Source organism: Tardiphaga sp. GW821-FHT12E02 (genome assembly GCF_058807155.1).
In genome coordinates this window covers 952,814-971,135 of sequence record NZ_JBXAQK010000001.1, presented here as the reverse complement: position 1 = coordinate 971,135, position 18,322 = coordinate 952,814, and the positions used below count along the sequence as shown (strand labels likewise).

Genomic DNA, 18,322 nt, shown 5'->3' with positions numbered 1-18,322 from the left:
CCGCCATCATGGATCGCAGCAAAAATTCGCGCATCGTGCGCAGCCCGCGCGGCACCGAGCTTTCGGCCAAGGACTGGTTGACCGAAGCGCCGTTGCGCATGCTGATGAACAATCTCGATCCGGAAGTCGCCGAAAATCCGAACGAACTCGTCGTCTATGGTGGCATCGGCCGCGCTGCGCGCAGCTGGGAAGCCTTCGACCAGATCGCCGCGTCGCTGCGCAATCTCAACAATGACGAGACGCTGCTGGTGCAGTCCGGCAAGCCGGTCGGCGTGTTCAAGACGCATGCGGATGCGCCACGCGTGCTGATCGCGAATTCGAATCTCGTGCCGCGCTGGGCCAATTGGGAGCACTTCAACGAGCTCGATCGCAAGGGCCTGATGATGTACGGCCAGATGACCGCGGGCTCGTGGATCTATATCGGCTCGCAGGGCATCGTGCAGGGCACCTACGAGACTTTCGTGGAAGCCGGCCGCCAGCATTACAATGGCGACCTCTCCGGCCGCTGGATTCTCACCGCCGGCCTCGGCGGCATGGGTGGCGCGCAGACGCTCGCCGCCACCATGGCCGGCGCTTCGTGCCTCGCGGTCGAGTGTCAGCCAAGCCGCATCGAGATGCGGCTGAAGAGCGGCTATGTGGACGTCCAGGCCAAGGATCTCGACGACGCGCTCGCCATCATCGACAAGGCGAAGCAGGACAAGAAGGCCATCTCGGTTGCGGTGCTCGGCAATGCCGCCGATATTTTCCCCGAACTGGTCCGCCGCGGCATCAAGCCGGATATCGTCACCGACCAGACCTCGGCGCATGATCCGGTCAACGGCTATCTGCCGAAAGGCTGGACGCTGGCGGAATGGGAAGCCAAGCGCAACAGCGATCCTGCGGCCGTCGAAAAGGCCTCGCGCAAATCGATGAGCGAGCATGTCCGCGCCATGCTCGACTTCCACAAGATGGGCGTGCCCACCGTCGATTACGGCAACAACATCCGCCAGATGGCCAAGGAAGAAGGCGTCGACAATGCCTTCGACTTCCCGGGCTTCGTGCCCGCCTACATCCGCCCGCTGTTCTGCCGCGGCATCGGCCCGTTCCGCTGGGCTGCGCTGTCCGGCGATCCCGAGGACATCTACAAGACCGACGCCAAGGTCAAAGAGATCCTCGGGCACAACAAGGCGCTGGTGAACTGGCTCGACATGGCGCGCGAGCGCATCCAGTTCCAGGGCCTGCCCGCACGCATCTGCTGGGTCGGCCTCGGTGATCGTCATCGTCTCGGCCTCGCTTTCAACGAGATGGTCGCATCGGGCGAACTCAAGGCGCCGATCGTGATCGGCCGCGATCATCTCGATTCCGGTTCGGTCGCCAGCCCGAACCGCGAGACCGAGGCCATGAAGGACGGCTCCGACGCGGTCTCCGACTGGCCGCTGCTCAATGCGCTGCTGAATTGCGCATCCGGCGCAACCTGGGTGTCGCTGCATCATGGCGGTGGCGTCGGCATGGGCTTCTCGCAGCATTCCGGCATGGTGATCGTCGCCGATGGCACGCCGGAAGCGGCCAAGCGCCTTGAGCGCGTGTTGTGGAATGATCCGGCGACGGGCGTGATGCGGCATGCCGATGCCGGCTACGACATCGCGATCGATTGCGCCAGGGAACACGGCCTCAATCTTCCATCACTGCCGTGAAAATTCTTCGCGCGACGGATTACAAGACCATGCCGTGGAAGAACGGCATGGGGTCCACGACGGAGATCGCGATCCATCCGGCGGATGCGAAACTGGATGATTTCGTTTGGCGTGTCAGTATGGCGCAGGTGGCGAGCGATGGACCGTTTTCGTCTTTTGCCGCAATTGATCGCACGCTGCTGGTACTTGAAGGCAACGGCATCGACCTGTCGGTCGCCGGCCAGGCCGATGTGCGCATTGATCGCGAGACGATGCACGCCTTCCCCGGCGATCAACCAACGTCAGCCAGATTGGTCGAAGGACCGATCGTCGATCTCAACGTGATGAGCCGTCGCACGGCCGGCACGCACGATGTGCGGCGCATCAAGTTCACGCAGAGTCAGGATTTTATGATTTCTGCACAAACGATTTTTGTGGTCGAGCAAGGTGAGATCGAAGTCGTTGCTCCCGCGCCCGCTGTACTTCTTGGCGCGCGTGACGCCGTCATCGTTGATACATCAACACCGAAGCTCACGCTGAAAGCGAACGAGGCAACGCAGGTTATCGCGATTCAGTTCCGGTAACTATCTCCGAATTCGGGCATCGATTCTGATGACCCCATCAATTGAAGAAATGCCATAAAGATCAAATATATAACATATACTAATTACGGATATTTGATTAGCGGGGAATCACTGCAACACTCACTCTTGGTTGAAACACAACGGTGAGGCGAGGATTCGATGCATCGCAGACATCACAACATTCCTATCGAAATCGTGCGTACGGTTGTTGCGATCTCTGAAGTTGGCAGCCTGACCAAGGCTGCCGATCAGCTCGGCTTGAGCCAGCCTGCAGTGAGCTCGCAGATCAAACGCCTCGAACAAATTGTCGGAGGCTCGCTGTTCAGCAAGACGCCGAATGGCAGCTGCCCGACTGATCTCGGCAAGCTGGTGCTCGCACAGGCGCGCAAGATCATCGAAGCCAATGATCAGGTGCTCGCGCTCGGCGGCGCCGACAGCAACACAGGTCGCCTGCGACTTGGACTGAGTTCACTGCTCAGCAGGCAGTTCGTGCAGCATACGCCGCACGGATTGAGCGACGTGCTCATCCAGGCCGGAACCTCGGCCGAAATTTCCACCGCCTTGACCGAAGGCCATATCGACATCGGATGCTTCTACCGGCGTGGCGATGTCGATTCCGATCTCGCAACGCTGATCGTCGATGAATACGAGGACCGCCTGATCTGGGTGCGATCGAACAGTTTCGTGCTCAGCCCCGGCGCGCCGATTCCCATCGTCACCTGGGCCAATGACGACTGGATGATCAACACGCTGACGCGCCACGGCCTGTCATACCGGATCGCCTTCAGCAGCCAGGACTACGACGCCAAGCGATCGGCTGTCGAAGCCGGCATCGGCCTTACCGCCATGCCAAGCCGGATGATCCCGAGCGGGCTGGTTTGGGCGAAGGAATATTATTTACCTGAACTGCCAACCATCAAGAACCTGCTCTGTATCCGGCAAGGCTTGAGTTCCGGCCGTGTATTGGAGCTGAAGAACCAGCTGTCCGAGCTGTTCATGTATCACTCGGCGCCCAAGGACACGCACAAGGAAACCCCGAAAGTTGCCTGACGAGGCCGCCTATTTTCGCGAGCAGGCCGAGCGCTGCGAGAAACTCGCGCGCGAGGTGGACGATCCCGCCATCAAGGAGCGGCTGCTCAATCTCGCGACGGAATATGCCCGTCGCGCGCAAGTACGCCCGCCACCGCCGCCACGCCGGCGTCGGCCACCGACTTATCCGAATCGCGGCTGAGTAATCCCGGCTATTGCCGGATGCCGTGCTTCTCGAGATCCGCCTTCACCGCCTCGTCGGACAGGTCGAGCTTGCGGGAATGGTCCCAGTCATGCCGTGCGGTATGCACGAGGCGCTTCACCACGTGATGTGAATCGGTTTCGATCGCCAGTTCGCGGCGATCGTCAAAACTGCCCGGGGTCAGATTGATCGAACCGACGATGGCGCGCTCCTCATCCGCCAGCAGCATCTTGCCGTGCAGTTTCATGTCATTGAGCCGGTGCACCTTGGCGCCGACATCATGCATGATGCGCAGGCCACCGATCCCCTCGATCAGCTTGTTCTTCTTCAGCTTGTGCGGCTGCCGCGCCATGATGTGGACGCTGACACCGCGCGTCACCGCCCGCACCAGCCGCTCGATGATGTCCGTGTCCTGATAGCGCTCGTTCTGGATGAACAGCGACTCCTCGGCCGCATCGATAAATGCACCAATCCGCTCGCGGCCATTGTTGGGGCACCAGATCAATTGCGAGTCCGGATGGGGCTCAAAATCCTGCTTGGCCCAGTCGGCATCGAAGCAATCCACCATCTCGGAGATTTCGAGCTTGTTGGTGGTCGTCACTGCATAGTCGCGCGTCTCGGTGAGATCGCGGGTTTCCCAGTTAAGCGACTCCACGAAGCCGAGCCCATCGTCGATCACCATCGACTTCTGATGGGTCAGCGCGAAAGCCGGATTGCTGTCGCGCACCTCGACCCCTGCCGCCGCCAATGCCGCCGCGGTCTCGTCATTCTCGCTTTCGCCGCTGCGCCGCGCCGGATTGAGCATCACCCGCACATGAACGCCGCGTTTCTTCGCCGCGATCACCTCATCCAGCAGCGTCGGATCGGTGAACAGGAACATGCGGATATTGATGCTGCGCCTGGCAGCCCGCAGCGGTTCGACGATCGCCTGGGCGGTGTCGTCCGGAAATACGATCAGTGTGTGCGACATGAACGAACGCTCGCAGAATGAGGGAAACGGGCGCAACCTGACTGTGACGGGAACGAGGTGTCTTGCATGTTTAACCTTGAACCGGCTCCGGCGTGAAGTGGCCGCTCGCGAACGCGGCGCGTCGATGATGGATCAGATTGTCGAGGCGCTGCGCCGCTGACAGCAAGGTTGGCGCATCCAGCGCGTTGTCGTCGCCGCGAATAGCAGCGGCCAGATGCAGGTTGAGCAGCTCGTCGATCTCGTCCTCGATCGCCCCCAACTCGGCCTCGCTGCTTGCCTCCCTGATCCTACGCCGAATGGCATCGACCGAGGTGAGTGCGACACTGCGGTGATCGGGCGTGCGAATGCCGAGGAAACGCCACGCTGCTGCGAGCACCGAGGCCAATGCACCCAAAATCATCGGCGTGAGATAGATGTCGTCGCCATATTTATCCATGAAGCTCTGTTCGGTGCCGTTGTAGTAAGCGGCGGCGCCGGGATGCACTGGGATATAGGCGTCGGGATCCGTATTGGCAGCAGCGACGCCCGACAGCTGAGGCTGCGACGCCACGAGATCGCGACGGGCCGCGATCACCATGCCGGTGAGATTGGCGACCATGCCCGAATGCAGCTTCTTGTTCGCAACGAGATAGTAGCCGACGCGCAGGGTCGTCACATCGTCATCAGGCACCGGCGGCGCACCGCGCAATGTGCCTTTGGGAATGTCGAAGCTTTCATAGGCCCCATCGGCATCGGCGATGGCACCGGCAGCATCGATCGGAATCAGCACCGGTGCACCCTTGAACAGGCCACGCACATAAGTGAGATATTTCTCCGTCAGCGGCACGACGACGAGAACCGCGCCGACCTCCTTCGCCTCGATGGCACGCCGCGCATCGGCGATCGCCACATCCTTGAACGTCACCTTGTCGCGGGTGAGATCATATTGCTTGGTCAGCGCCTGGACGAGCCGGTGATTGACCTCACCACCGACCACGCCCACCGTGCGTCCGTGCAGTCCTTCCACGGAGGTGATCCGCGAGCCCGGCGGCGCCAGGAGCATGGCGACGCCCTTGGTCAACACGGCGACGCTGCGCGCGGCGGAGAGATCGCCGACATCGGCGCGGATCACCGCAAGATCCGCCTTGCCCTCGGCAAAGGCCTTGCCGGACGCAACCACGTCGTCGAACCGTTCGATGTTCAAGCGGATCGAGGATTTCTTGTCCGCAAAATGGCTGGCGATGATCGAGGCGGTCCGGCCAGCCTCGCCATCGAGCGATCCCACCGCCAAAGTCAGCGTGGTCGGCCGCTCCACATAGCGCCAGGCCAGAAGACAACCGCCCAGCACGAGCCCGGCGAGACCCGCGAGCAGCAGCACCCGGCCCCAGAACGGGAATGCAATGGTCATGCTCTTCATGTTCGGCCCGCAAGGCGAGGAGACATTCGGTTCGGACGTCTAAAAATGGACCTGTACCCCACTACAGTTAAGGTCCGCTAACCGAAGAGGGTTAAGCTCCCCCGGCCTGGGCTGCGAATCCCGGGATGTTCGCTCCGGAGGCAAGTTCCCATGACCCGCCTGGTGTTCGAGATGCTGCGGCCCTATCGCGGCTGGCTGGCCATTGTCTTCCTGGCCATGCTGGTGGAGATCGGCGCCAGCCTTGCCGCACCATGGCCGCTCAAACTGGTGCTGGACGACGCACTTGGAACCCACCATCTGCCCGACTGGCTGGCCTGGGCCCATGACTATGGCATCGGCCGCCATACGCTCGGCGTCGCCCTGTTTGCCGGCATCGCCACGCTGCTGATCGCCGTGGTCGGCGCCATCGCCACCTATATCGACAATTACTATTCGACCTCGGTCGGCCAGTGGGTCGCCAACGACCTGCGCATCCGCATCTATGCCCATCTGCACCGGCTGTCGCTGCGCTATTACGACCATGCCAAGAGCGGCGCGCTGATCTCCACCATCACCACCGACGTCACCACGCTGCAGAATTTCGCCTCGTCCTCGACGCTCGATATCCTGGTCGATTTCATCACCATCATTTTCATGATCGGGCTGATGTTCTGGCTCGATTGGGATTTTACGCTGATCGCGCTCGCCATCACGCCCTTCCTGCTGGTGTTCGTGATGCATCTGAAGAAGGCCGTGAAGGAAGTCACCCGCACCGTGCGGCAGCGGCAGAGCGAGATCGTCGCCGTCGTTCAGCAGGGCCTCGGTTCGGTGCGCTCGGTCACCGCCTTCGGCCGGCAGGATCTCGAACTGGCGCGGCTGGAAGCCGCCAGCCACGCCACGGTCGATGCGGCCATGCAGGCCCGGCGCGTGAAATCGCTGCTGTCGCCCGTAGTCGGCATTGTCGTGGCGTTCTGCACCGCCATCGTGCTTTGGAAGGGCACGTCGTTGATCACAGCGGGTACCATGACGGCGGGCGCACTCACCGTGTACCTGGCCTATCTCGCGCAGTTCTTCAAACCGGTGAAGGACCTCGCCGCGATGACAAGCTCCATCGCCCAGACCACCGTCGCGCTCGAGCGCATCCAGAAAATTCTCGCCGCCGACGACATTATCGTCGAGAAGCCCGGCGCCATCGATCCCGGGCGCGCCAAGGGGCAGATCACATTCGAGAATGTCAGCTTCGCCTATGAAGAAGAAGCGCCGATCCTGAACGGCGTCACGTTCCAGATCGAGCCCGGCCAGATCGTCGGCATCGTCGGCCCCACCGGCTCCGGCAAATCCACCGTGCTCAGCCTTGTCCCGCGCTTCTATGACGCAAGCTCCGGCCGCGTTGCGATCGATGGCATCGATGTCACCGACTACAAGCTCTCGGCACTGCGCTCGCAGATCGGCTATGTGCTGCAGGAGACGGTGCTGTTTCGCGGCACCATCCGCGAGAACATCGCCTATGGCAGACCAGATGCGACCGAAGACGAGATCATCGAGGCCGCGAAGATCGCCAACGCGCATGAATTCATCGTCCGTATGCCGCATGGCTACGATTCCATGGTCGGCGAACGCGGCGACACCCTGTCGGGCGGCCAGCGCCAGCGCATCGGCATCGCCCGTGCCGTGGTGCGCAACAGCCCGATCATGATCCTCGACGAGCCCACCGCAGCGCTCGATACCGAGTCCGAGGTGCTGGTGATGGAAGCGCTGAAGCGACTGATGCAGGGACGCACCGTCATCATGATCGCGCATCGTCTGTCCACGATCCGTGATGCGGATACCATCGTCGTCCTGAAGGAAGGCGTCGTCGCGGAACAGGGATCCAACGACGAGCTGATCGCACGCGGTGGTCTCTATGCAGAGCTTGTCCATCGCCAACAGAGCGCATCAAGCGAGCCACACGCCACCGCGTCATGACACCATTGTGAGCCGGCCAATTGCCACACACCCCTATTTATAACTGTTCTAAATGCAAACTTCGGTATGTCTTGACCTGACTTGATGGCTGCTCGACAAGGTCCGGCATGACGATCCCTGACAGTATTTCATCCGCAACAGCGGATCACCATATGCGCCTTGGCGAAGCCCCGCGCGGCTTTGTCGGCACCATTGTCGCGCTGCAGCCGGAAGCCGCGGGGCAGACCTCGCATGAGCTCGAACAGTATCTGATTGAAATGGGCTTCACCGAAGGCGCGCGGGTCGAGATCCTGCATCAGGGCGCGATCAAGCAGGACCCGATCGCAGTCCGCGTCGACAACATCACGATCGCCGTGCGCCGGCGCGAAGCCATGGCTGTTCTTGTAAAAATGGCAGTTCTCGTAAAATGACGATTTCAGACGTGACCAGCGAACGTTTCAATCTCGCGCTGGTCGGTGTTCCCAACAGCGGCAAGACGTCGCTGTTCAATGCCCTCACCGGCAGCCGCCAGAAGGTCGCGAACTATGCCGGCGTCACCGTCGAGCGTAAGAGCGGCGCCTTCGTCACGCCCGCCGGACGTCAGGTCACCCTGCTCGATCTGCCCGGCACCTATTCGCTGCGCGGCCGCAGCCCCGATGAAATCATCACCCGTGACGTCGTGCTCGGCAAACGCTCGGGCGAAGCGCCGCCGGATCTCGTGCTCTGCATTGCGGACGCCACCAATCTGCGGCTGACGCTGCGGCTGATCCTCGAACTCAAGCGCACCGGCCGCCCGCTGCTGGTCGTGCTCAACATGTTCGATATCGCCACCCGCCGCGGCATCACCATCGATGTCGAGGCCATGTCGGCCGCACTCGGCGTGCCCGTCATCACCTCTGTCGCGGTGAAGAAAGCCGGCGTCGACGCCCTGCGTCAGCGCACCGACGAATTTGCGGCCAATATGCCGGCACCGGCTGCACCTGCAGAATGGACGCAAACCAGCATCGCCGACATGAAGGCCTATCAGCGCGAAGCCGATCGCATCATCCGCGACACCGTGACGATGCCGACCAAGCCGGACACGCTGACCACGCGCGTCGATGCCGTGGTGCTGCATCCGGTCGGCGGGCTGCTCATTCTGGCCGTGATCCTGTTCGTGATGTTCCAGGCGGTGTTCAGCTGGGCCACTCCGCTGATGGAGCTGCTGTCGGATGGCGCCGGCGCGCTTGGCAGTCTGGTGGCGCAATTTGTGCCCGAAGGGCTGCTGCAGAGTTTCCTGCAGAACGGCCTGATCGCCGGCGTCGGCAGCGTGCTGGTGTTCCTGCCGCAGATCATCATCATCTTCCTGTTCATCCTGCTGCTGGAAGACTTCGGCTACATGGCCCGCGCGGCCTTCCTGATGGACCGCATCATGGGTGGCGCCGGCCTGCACGGCCGCGCCTTCATCCCGCTGCTGTCGAGCTTCGCCTGCGCCATTCCCGGCATCATGGCGACGCGCGTGATCGACAATCGCCGTGATCGCCTCACCACCATCCTGATCGCGCCGCTGATGACCTGCTCAGCACGCATCCCGGTCTATACGCTGATCATCGCCGCCTTCATCCCGGCGACAGATGTCGGAGGCTGGATCAATCTGCAGGGCCTGGTGATGTTCGGCCTCTATGTCATCGGCATCGCCAGCGCACTGGCCGTGTCCTTTGTCATCAAGTTCTTCATGCTCAGCGACTATCAGCCGGCGCCGTTCATGCTCGAACTGCCCGACTACAAAATGCCGCGCCTGAAAAGCATCGGCATCGGCGTCTATACGCGCGCAAAAATGTTCCTGCAGCGCGCGGGCACCACGATCCTCGCGATGATGATCCTGATCTGGTTCCTCGCCACCTTCCCGCAGCCGCCCGCTGGCGCCGAAGGTCCGGCGATCGACTACAGCCTCGCAGCAATGATCGGCAAGACACTGGAACCGCTGTTCTCCGCGATCGGCTTCAACTGGCAGATCGTCGTGGCTTTGATCCCCGGCATGGCGGCCCGCGAAGTCGCAGTCGGCGCATTGGGCACCGTTTACGCCATCGAAGGCGGCAAGGAAGCGGCTGAGGCGATCGGCCAGGCGCTGGCCAGCAAATGGAGCCTCGCCACCGCGCTGTCATTCCTCGCCTGGTTCGTCTTCGCCCCGCAATGCGCCTCCACGCTGGCGGTGATCCGCCGCGAGACCGGCGGCACGAAGTGGATGCTGGTCACCTTCTTCTACATGTTCGCCCTGGCCTATCTGGCGAGCTTGATCACGTACAAGATTGCGGTCGCTGCGGGATTGGGGTGACCCGTAGGGCGGATGAGGCGAAGCCGTCATCCGCCGGCCGACTTCATCGCTGAAACTCCGCGGCGGATTACGCTTCGCTCATCCGCCCTACAATCAAAACCCCGCCGCGTGGCCATCCTTGCGCGGATCGGAGCCAGCGACATAACCGCCCTCGATCCGGCGCACCAACTGCGCACCGCCGAAGCCGAAGGCTGAATCCGGCGGCTCGCGGACGATGACATGGCCACGGCCCTTCAGGTCCGCCGCCACCTCATCCGAAATGCCATTCTCGATCGCCACTTTGAGTCCATCGACATAGCGCCAGCGCGGCGCATCGGCGGCGGTCTGCGGATCCTGCCCCCAGAGCTGCATGCGCAGCATCACCTGCAGATGGCCCTGCGCCTGCATCGGCCCGCCCATCAGGCCGAAGGCCATCAGCGGCGCATCGCCCTGCATGACGAAGCCGGGAATGATGGTCTGGAACGGCCGCTTCCGCGGGCCGACCTGATTGGGATGGCCTTCATCCAGCACGAAGCCGAAGCCGCGATTTTGCAGGCTGATGCCGGTGCCCGGCACCACAACGCCGGAGCCGAAGCCGGAATAATTCGACTGGATGTAGGACACCATCATGCCCGTGGCATCGCCAGTGGAGAGGCACACCGTGCCGCCGGTCTTCGGCGCCCCCGCGCCAAAATCCTGCGCGCGGCTGCGATCGATGAGTTTGGCGCGCGCGGCGAGATAGGACGGATTCTGCAGATGCGCGACGGTGACATCGCGCATGTAGTCGAGATCGGCCGCGTAAGCATAGATATCGGCGAAAGCGAGTTTTACGGCTTCGATCTGCAGATGCAGCGCATCGGCACTGTCGAGCTGGAGACCGTCGATGCCGGCGGCCTGGATGATGCCCAGTGCCATCAGCGCCACGATGCCCTGCCCGTTCGGTGGGATCTCGTGCAGCGCCGTGTCGCCGAATGCCTGATGGATGGTGCCGCACCAGTCATTGCGATGCGCGGCGAGATCGGCTTCGTCCATCGCCGCGCCGTTCTCGCGCGCGAAATCGGCGATGCGCTTGGCAAGTTCGCCGCGATAGAACGCCTCGCCCTTGGTTTCCGCGATCAGCTTCAGCGAATAGGCATGGCCGGGCGCGCGAAACAGCTCGCCCGCCACCGGCGCGCGGCCATTCGGCATGAAGCATGCGGCAAAGCCCGGCTGGTTCTTCAATTCCTCGGCGCCGCGGCGCCAGAGTTCGGCAATGACCGGCGAGACGTGAAAACCATTCTCGGCATAGGCAATCGCCGGCCCGAACAACTGCGCGAAAGGCAGCTTGCCGAACCGCTCCGACAGATCGACCCAGGCCGATACGGCGCCCGGCACCGTGACGCTCTCCCAGCCGCGATGCGGGAAGGTCTTGCGGCCGGCAAAGCGCTCCGGCGTCCAGCCCGCCGGCGAGCGACCGGACGCATTGAGCCCGTGCAGCTCCTTGCCGTCCCACAGGATGCAATAGGCGTCCGAACCGATGCCATTGCCGGTCGGCTCCACCACAGTCAGCGCGATCGCCGCCGCCAGCGCCGCGTCCACCGCATTGCCGCCGCGCTCGAGCATGCGCAGGCCGGCCTGCGTCGCCAATGGCTGCGAGGCCGCCACTACATTGCGCGCCATCACGGGCGAACGGCGGGAGGCATAGAGGCCGTCATGTCGGTAGTTCATTCGCGACGCGTCCTTCGAACATCACTGCAATGTCCCCCGCTTCTATCGCCAATTGCAGCTGCCGAATAGAAGGGCGGGGTTGCTCATCTGCTGATCTTGCCGCGCATGGCAGCTCCCGCTTACCGTCGCGGCCAAAGTGGGAGCATAAACATGTCGATTACAGTCATCCGCAATGCCGACTATGTCGTCGCCTGGGACGCAGCGAGCAAGAATCACACTTATGTCACCGGCGGCGATGTCGCCTTCGAGGATGGCGTGCTCACTTTCGCCGGGCGCAATTACCAGGGCGAGGCCGGCGAGACCATCGACGGCCGCGGCTTCATGGTGATGCCCGGCCTCGTCGATATCCACTCCCACCCGTCCAGCGAGCCGCTGAACAAGGGCTTTCTCGACGAGATCGGCTCGCCCGGCCTCTACAATTCCTCGCTCTACGAATACATGCCGATCCTGCGCCCCGATCCGGAGGGCGTGCCGGATTGCGTGCGTGTGGCCTATTCGGAACTGCTGCTGTCGGGCGTCACCACGGTTGCCGACCTCTCCATCGCCCATCCGCAATGGATCGACCTCGCCGCAGAGAGCGGCCTGCGTGTATGTCTCGCACCGATGTTTCGCTCGGCGCGCTGGTTCACGCCGAATGGCACATTGGTGGATTACGAATGGAACGAGAAGGCCGGCGAGGACGCCATGCTGCAGGCGTTCGGCATCATCGATGCCGCCGAAAGCCATCCGTCAGGCCGCCTGTCCGGCATGATGTGCCCGGCGCAGATCGACACCTGCACACCGGCTTTGATGCGCGACAGTTATGCCGAAGCGAAGCGTCGCGGCATTCCATGGCAGACGCATGCGGCCCAGTCGGTGCCCGAATTTCTCGAGATGATCCGTCGGCACGGCATGACCCCCATCCAGTGGCTGGGTGAACTCGGCGTGCTCGGCCCGACCTCGCTGGTCGGCCATGCCATTTTCGTCGATGAGCATCCGCTGGCACACTGGCACACGCGCCGCGATCTCGCGCTGCTGGCGGAGACGGGCACCACGGTGGCGCATTGCCCGACCGTGTTCATGCGCCGCGGCGTCGCGCTACGCGATGTCGGCCGCTATCGCGAGGCCGGCATCAAGGTGGCGATCGGCACCGACACCTATCCGCACAACATGATCGAGGAAATGCGCAACGTCACCATGACCTCGCGACTGATGGCCGGCCATCCGCGCGGGCTGAACTCGACCGGCCTGTTCGAAGCCGCCACCACCGTCGGCGCCCAGGCGCTCGGCCGCGACGATATCGGCAGGCTGGAGGCGGGCTGCAAGGCGGATCTGGTGATGGTCGATGTCACCCATCCGATGATGCAGCCGCATCGCGACCCCATCCGCAGCATGATTTATGCGGCGGCCGAACGCGCCGTACGACATGTCTATGTGGATGGCAGGCAGGTGGTGAAGGACGGCGTGGTCCAGACCTTCGACTATCCGGCTGCGGCGCTGCGCGTGCACGAAGCCCAGATCCGCGCCGAGGAGCGCTCACCGGGACTGGACTGGGCGGGGCGGAAGCTGACGGAGATCTCGCCACTGTCATTTCCGATGGCGTGGCCGTCAAATGAGTGACTTTCAGCTCTCACTGTCGTCGTCCGGCTTGACCGGACGACCCAGTAGACATCAGTGATAGCGTTTCGATCAGCCCCACCTGCGTTTACTGGATCGCCCGCTTTCGCGGGCGATGACAGTTCAGAAACAGGACGCGCTTACACCCGCTCGATGATGATCGCCGGGGCCATGCCACCGGCGGCGCACATGGTGACGAGGCCGCGCTTCAGGTTACGACGCTCAAGTTCATCCAGGATCGTACCGACGAGGATCGCGCCGGTGGCACCGATCGGGTGGCCCAGCGCGATCGAGCCGCCATTGACGTTGACCTTGCTGGTATCGAGCTTGAGGTCGCGGATGAACTTCGCCGCCACCACCGCAAACGCCTCATTGATCTCCCAGAGATCGATGTCGTCCGGGGTCAGACCAGCCTTCTCCAGCACCTTCTTCGCCGCCGGCACCGGCGCATTCAGCATCAGCGTCGGATCATCGCCGATATTCGCCATCGCCACGATCTTGGCGCGCGGCTTGAGGCCGTGCTTGTCGGCATAGGCCTTGGAGGTCAGCAGCAGTGCCGCGGCGCCATCGACCACGCCCGACGAATTGCCGGCGTGATGGAAGTGCTTGATCTCCAGATCCGGATATTTCTGGTTGATCTGCTTGCGATAGGTGGTGCCCTTGTCGTCAAGCGGATAGTCGGCCATGGCGGTGAAGGCCGGCTTCAAGCCGGCGAGACCTTCGGCCGTGGTATCCGGGCGCGGATATTCGTCCTTGGCCAGCACGACATTTCCGTCGTCATCGGTCACCGGCACGATGCTCTTGTCGAAGCGGCCTTCCTTGATGGCGATGGCGGCACGGCGCTGGCTTTCGAGGCCGAGCGCATCGAGTTCCTCGCGGGTAAAGCCTTCCATCGAGGCGATGGCGTCGCCGCAGATGCCCTGATGCGATTGCGGATGCACCTTGGCGAGGCGCTTGTTGCCCGAGCCCATGCCGAGCGGCGGCTTGCCGGCCGCCATATCCTCGGCAGCCATCGCGCCGGTGAGCGACATCATTTCGGTGCCGCCGGCGATGACCACGTCTTCCATGCCCGACATGATCTGCGCCGCGGCGAAATTCACGGCCGTGATGCCGCCGCCGCAGAAACGATCGAGGGTGGTGCCGGAAGCCTTGGTGTCATAGCCGGCATCGAGGGCCGCCATGCGGCCGAGATCGCCGCCCTGCTTGCCGCGCTGGGTGGAGGTGGACCAGATGATGTCATCGACATCGGCGGTATTGAGCTTGTTGCGTTCCGCGATCGCCTTCAGCACGGTGGCGGCGAGATGCTGCGGATGATGTTCGGCGAGTGCGCCCTTGCCGACCTTGCCGATCCCGCGCGGGGTGCGGACTGCGTCGATGATATATGCGTCAGCCATGGGTCTTCCTCCAGATTTTACAGTGTTTTTCTGGATGCGAGATTGGCCAAGCCCGTGATGAAGTCAAGGCGCAGCGATGGCATGCTTGCCCGCCAGATTTGGCGGGTGTCGCCCCAATTCAGAGCAGGAAGGACAGCGCCGCCTCGCAGCGAGCCTCGACCTTGAGCGTGAGCAGATCATCGGCGCGGGTGCGACCGAGATTGACCGCCGCGATGGGAATGCCCTTCTTCGCCGCCGCCTGCACGAAGCGAAAACCCGAATAGACCATCAGTGAGGAGCCGACGACGAGCATGGCATCGGATGCCTCCAGCCGGTCGCGCGCCTCATCGACCACATCGCGCGGAACCGTCTCGCCGAAGAACACGACATCGGGCTTCAGCACACCCGCACACACGATGCAGGACGGTACATCGAAGGCTGCAAAATCATCATGCTCGAGATCTGCGTCGCCATCGGGTGCATCCGGCGCATCGAGTGCGAGCCACGCCGCATTGCGATGACCGAGCTCATGCTGGAAATCGCTGCGCGGCATTTTCAAGCCACATCCCATGCAGCGCACCTGATCCAACCGTCCGTGCAAATCGATGACGCGCTCGCTGCCCGCACTCTGATGCAGGCGATCGACATTCTGCGTCAGCAGAATCTCGCTGCGTCCCATTTGCTCCAGTCGCGCCAAGGCACGATGCGCATCATTCGGCTTCGCCTGTCCGAAGTGACGCCATCCGATCATGCTGCGCGCCCAGTAACGCTTGCGCGTCGCTTCGCGTGTCATGAAATTGTCATATGTGACAGGCGGCGTGCGTTTCCAGTTGCCGTCGCTGTCACGGTAATCGGGAATACCTGAATGGGTACTGCAGCCCGCGCCGGTCAGCACGAACAGACGCTGGTGACGCGTCACAAATTCTTCGAGAATTCCCTTTTCAATCATGGCGTTGATCTATGTCACAAAAATCGAATGTCCAGCATCGCTGCATATGTGACATGCTCGCCGCAGGTAACATATTCCATTCAAGAAACGGTCATGCCGTTGCGGGTTAGACGATCTGTCTGCTAGAACATTTTTGCGCAACGAGACCAACCCGTAGAGTGAGCCATGACGCTACAAACCAAAGATGCCTCCACTTCGCGCGAGCAGTTCATGCAGATCGTCAAGGACGAGCTCAACAAGTTCGAGAGCGCCGAGCGCGAGCTTCGCAAGAGCGTCAAGAAGGATCGCGTGAAAGAGCTCAAGCTGCCGGAAGATCTGGCTCACTAGGTTACGCGATCGCGTGACATCGAAGTTCCCAAGCGAACTTCATGCAACGAACCAGGGTCACCGTTTCGGTGGCCTTTTTCTTTGGCAGCCACCGCCGTTTTAAAGCGCGCGACAATGTCGCTGCATGGCAGTATTTCACATTCCCTTCATCAAGCGCCTTTAGCGAGACTCTTTAATTTCAAGAATAATGCATTGAGGAAATGGCAAAGTCATCGAAGCTGGTTGCGACCAAGCGCGGGAAAATTCTTCTGGTCCGGCGCGTCAAGGATGGTCTGTGGATGTTCCCGGGCGGCCGCAAGCTGCCGCGCGAGAACGACAAGGTTTGCCTGCGCCGCGAGATCAAGGAAGAACTGCCGAAATTGAAACTCGGCCGCCTCACGCTGTGGAAAGAGGTGAAGGCCACCAACCGGCATTCCGGCCGCAAGATGAGCGATTCCATCTTCATCGCCGAGACGGCCACCGGCCAGCTTCGGATCGGCGACAAGAAGGAGATCGATCGCGCGGTGTGGCGCAAGCCGCGCAGCGGCATGCGCCTGACGCCGACCTCGCGCTATATCCGCGACAAGCTGTTTCCGCGCGCCTAGAGCGCTTTCATTTTGAGATGACGCGCCTCTCCACGAACTCTCCCTCATCCTGAGAGCCTGACTGGAAACGCGGTCCATAAAGCGCAGTACACTCAGTCCCTCATGGTGAGGAGCGGCCGTAGGCCGCGTCTCGAACCATGAGTTGGCCGGGTTCAGAGCCTGCGGCCATCCTTCGAGACGCCGCTGCGCGGCTCCTCAGGATGAGGGACGGCGAAGCGAGCTGGGATTACTATCCCGAGCAAGTCCAGCCAAAAATACCCCATCGCTTTATGAGTCAGACTCTGAGGAGCCGCGCGTTTGCGCGGCGTCTCCCTTGCGAATGGCGAAGCCATTCGCAAGGGATGGGCGACACACGCCATGGTTCGAGACGCGCGCCAATAAGCGCGCTCCTCACCATGAGGACAGTGGTCGTCTGACATAAGCCTCGTGGATTAGTTCGGCGGGACGATCGTCCCTTCGACTGCGCCAAAACCGACGCGGTAGCCCTTGCCCTGGCACCAGCCGCGGATCGTGAGCGTGTCGCCGTCTTCGAGGAATGTGCGCTGGCCGCCGCCGGGCAGATCGAATGGTTCGGCGCCATTCCACGAGATTTCGAGCAGGCTGCCGCGCTGATCCCGCTCGGGACCGCTGATGGTGCCGGAGCCCAGCAGGTCGCCGACAGTCATCGCGCAACCGCTGGAGGCGTGGTGCATCAGCTGCTGCACCGACGACCAGTACATATACTTGAAATTGGTGCTGCAGAGCGCCGCCGGCTCCGATGAGCCCGACGCGCGCAGATCGACATCGAGCTGCAGGTCGTAATTCTGCGCGCTGTGCTGCTGCAGATGCGGCAGCGGCACCGGGTCCTGCACCGGACCATTGAGACGAAACGGCTCCATTGCTTCGCGCGTCACGATCCACGGGCTGATCGATGTGGCAAAGGCCTTGGCGAGGAACGGGCCGAGCGGCACATACTCCCATTGCTGGATGTCGCGCGCGCTCCAGTCGTTGAGCAGCACGAAGCCGAAGATCATCGCCTCGGCCTGCGCCTCGGTGAGCATGCCGCCGATGGCGGAGGGCTGGCCGACCACCACGCCCATCTCCAGCTCGAAATCGAGCCGCCGGCACGGGCCGAAGGATGGCACGGCCGCATCCGCCGGCTTCAGCTGGCCGCGCGGGCGATGCACCTCGGTGCCGCTGACCACCACCGTGGAGGCACGGCCGTTATAGCCGATCGGCATATGCAGCCAGTTCGGCTGCAGCGCATTGTCCTTGCCCCGGAACATGACGCCGACATTGCTGGCGTGCTCCTTCGACGAATAGAAATCGGTGAAGCCGGCCACCTGCAACGGCAGATGCAGCGTGACATCGGCCAGCGGCAGCAGCGCGCGCTCGCGCAGCCCGGCATTGTCCCGCAGTTCCGGATGATCATGGCGCAGCAACTGGCTGATCCGCGCCCGTGTCGCGGTCCACGCTTTGGGGCCCAGCGCCATGAAAGCGTTGATCGACGGCTGCGCAAACACAGGCCCACCGACATCGATCAGCCCTTCGGCCTCGAGCAGCGCCAGATCCAGCACGAATGTGCCAATGGCGATGCCGACCCTTGGCGGCGTGCCGGCTGTCGAGAACACGCCATAAGGCAGGTTCTGGATTGGAAAATCCGATGCCGGATCAGTCGCGAGGAAAGAACGGAGGGAGGGGTCGTTGGGATGCAATTCAGGGGAGTGCATGGAGCAAGACACCGGCTTGAGGAGCCGA

At 62.5% G+C, this 18,322-nt stretch carries 16 protein-coding genes; 10 read left to right on the top strand and 6 right to left on the bottom strand.

What is annotated here, in order from left to right:
- Positions 1 to 8 precede the first annotated feature (8 nt).
- The 4 genes from hutU (at position 9) to AC1RQ5_RS04630 (ending at position 3,467) form a co-directional block, all read left to right on the top strand.
- Positions 9 to 1,673, top strand: coding sequence for a urocanate hydratase (hutU, locus tag AC1RQ5_RS04645; RefSeq protein WP_493197268.1), 1,665 nt, complete (start codon positions 9 to 11; stop codon positions 1,671 to 1,673).
- A gap of 29 nt (positions 1,674 to 1,702) precedes the next feature.
- Positions 1,703 to 2,236 carry a HutD/Ves family protein gene (locus AC1RQ5_RS04640; RefSeq protein ID WP_493197266.1) on the top strand — a complete coding sequence of 178 codons (534 nt, stop codon included), beginning with the start codon at positions 1,703 to 1,705 and terminating at the stop codon, positions 2,234 to 2,236.
- A gap of 159 nt (positions 2,237 to 2,395) precedes the next feature.
- Positions 2,396 to 3,286, top strand: coding sequence for a LysR family transcriptional regulator (locus AC1RQ5_RS04635; RefSeq protein WP_398483540.1), 891 nt, complete (start codon positions 2,396 to 2,398; stop codon positions 3,284 to 3,286).
- Positions 3,279 to 3,467, top strand: coding sequence for a hypothetical protein (locus tag AC1RQ5_RS04630; protein WP_398483542.1), 189 nt, complete (start codon positions 3,279 to 3,281; stop codon positions 3,465 to 3,467). The genes AC1RQ5_RS04635 and AC1RQ5_RS04630 overlap by 8 nt, the downstream gene beginning before the upstream one ends.
- 10 nt (positions 3,468 to 3,477) lie before the next feature.
- Here the strand turns inward: AC1RQ5_RS04630 and AC1RQ5_RS04625 are convergent, their stop codons facing one another.
- Positions 3,478 to 4,437 carry a phospholipase D-like domain-containing protein gene (locus AC1RQ5_RS04625; protein ID WP_398483544.1) on the bottom strand — a complete coding sequence of 320 codons (960 nt, stop codon included), beginning with the start codon at positions 4,435 to 4,437 and terminating at the stop codon, positions 3,478 to 3,480.
- A 70-nt stretch (positions 4,438 to 4,507) separates the two neighbouring features.
- On the bottom strand, positions 4,508 to 5,824 hold the full coding sequence (locus AC1RQ5_RS04620) for a TAXI family TRAP transporter solute-binding subunit (protein WP_493197263.1): 1,317 nt from the start codon (positions 5,822 to 5,824) through the stop codon (positions 4,508 to 4,510).
- 159 nt (positions 5,825 to 5,983) lie between these two features.
- On the opposite strand from AC1RQ5_RS04620, the gene AC1RQ5_RS04615 reads away from it, so the two are divergent.
- From AC1RQ5_RS04615 to feoB, 3 genes are all read left to right on the top strand, one after another.
- A complete protein-coding gene (locus AC1RQ5_RS04615; protein WP_493197261.1) occupies positions 5,984 to 7,777 on the top strand; it encodes an ABC transporter ATP-binding protein in 1,794 nt (597 codons plus the stop codon).
- A gap of 107 nt (positions 7,778 to 7,884) precedes the next feature.
- Entirely contained in the window at positions 7,885 to 8,187 is a 303-nt protein-coding gene (locus AC1RQ5_RS04610; protein WP_493197260.1) for a FeoA family protein, read from the top strand.
- Complete coding sequence (feoB, locus tag AC1RQ5_RS04605) at positions 8,184 to 10,070, top strand: ferrous iron transport protein B (RefSeq protein WP_493197258.1); 1,887 nt, start codon at positions 8,184 to 8,186, stop codon at positions 10,068 to 10,070. The genes AC1RQ5_RS04610 and feoB overlap by 4 nt, the downstream gene beginning before the upstream one ends.
- Positions 10,071 to 10,163: 93 nt before the next feature.
- Here feoB and AC1RQ5_RS04600 read toward each other — a convergent pair whose 3' ends face one another.
- Positions 10,164 to 11,756, bottom strand: coding sequence for a gamma-glutamyltransferase family protein (locus tag AC1RQ5_RS04600; protein WP_493197256.1), 1,593 nt, complete (start codon positions 11,754 to 11,756; stop codon positions 10,164 to 10,166).
- 150 nt (positions 11,757 to 11,906) lie between these two features.
- On the opposite strand from AC1RQ5_RS04600, the gene AC1RQ5_RS04595 reads away from it, so the two are divergent.
- On the top strand, positions 11,907 to 13,355 hold the full coding sequence (locus AC1RQ5_RS04595) for an amidohydrolase family protein (protein ID WP_493197254.1): 1,449 nt from the start codon (positions 11,907 to 11,909) through the stop codon (positions 13,353 to 13,355).
- 137 nt (positions 13,356 to 13,492) lie between these two features.
- Here the strand turns inward: AC1RQ5_RS04595 and AC1RQ5_RS04590 are convergent, their stop codons facing one another.
- The gene (locus AC1RQ5_RS04590) at positions 13,493 to 14,746 is read right to left on the bottom strand and encodes an acetyl-CoA C-acetyltransferase (protein ID WP_493197252.1); all 1,254 of its coding nucleotides are present in this window, start codon (positions 14,744 to 14,746) and stop codon (positions 13,493 to 13,495) included.
- 118 nt (positions 14,747 to 14,864) lie between these two features.
- Positions 14,865 to 15,674, bottom strand: a complete 810-nt coding sequence (locus tag AC1RQ5_RS04585) for an NAD-dependent protein deacetylase (protein WP_398484178.1) — start codon at positions 15,672 to 15,674, stop codon at positions 14,865 to 14,867.
- Between the two features lie 165 nt (positions 15,675 to 15,839).
- On the opposite strand from AC1RQ5_RS04585, the gene AC1RQ5_RS04580 reads away from it, so the two are divergent.
- Both AC1RQ5_RS04580 and AC1RQ5_RS04575 read left to right on the top strand, forming a co-directional pair.
- Complete coding sequence (locus AC1RQ5_RS04580) at positions 15,840 to 16,001, top strand: hypothetical protein (RefSeq protein WP_398484180.1); 162 nt, start codon at positions 15,840 to 15,842, stop codon at positions 15,999 to 16,001.
- Between the two features lie 200 nt (positions 16,002 to 16,201).
- A complete protein-coding gene (locus tag AC1RQ5_RS04575; protein WP_398484182.1) occupies positions 16,202 to 16,585 on the top strand; it encodes an NUDIX hydrolase in 384 nt (127 codons plus the stop codon).
- A 431-nt stretch (positions 16,586 to 17,016) separates the two neighbouring features.
- Here AC1RQ5_RS04575 and fahA read toward each other — a convergent pair whose 3' ends face one another.
- Positions 17,017 to 18,294 (bottom strand): fumarylacetoacetase, encoded by a 1,278-nt coding sequence (gene fahA / locus AC1RQ5_RS04570; protein WP_493197251.1) that lies wholly within the window; start codon positions 18,292 to 18,294, stop codon positions 17,017 to 17,019.
- Between the last annotated feature and the right edge of the window lie 28 nt (positions 18,295 to 18,322).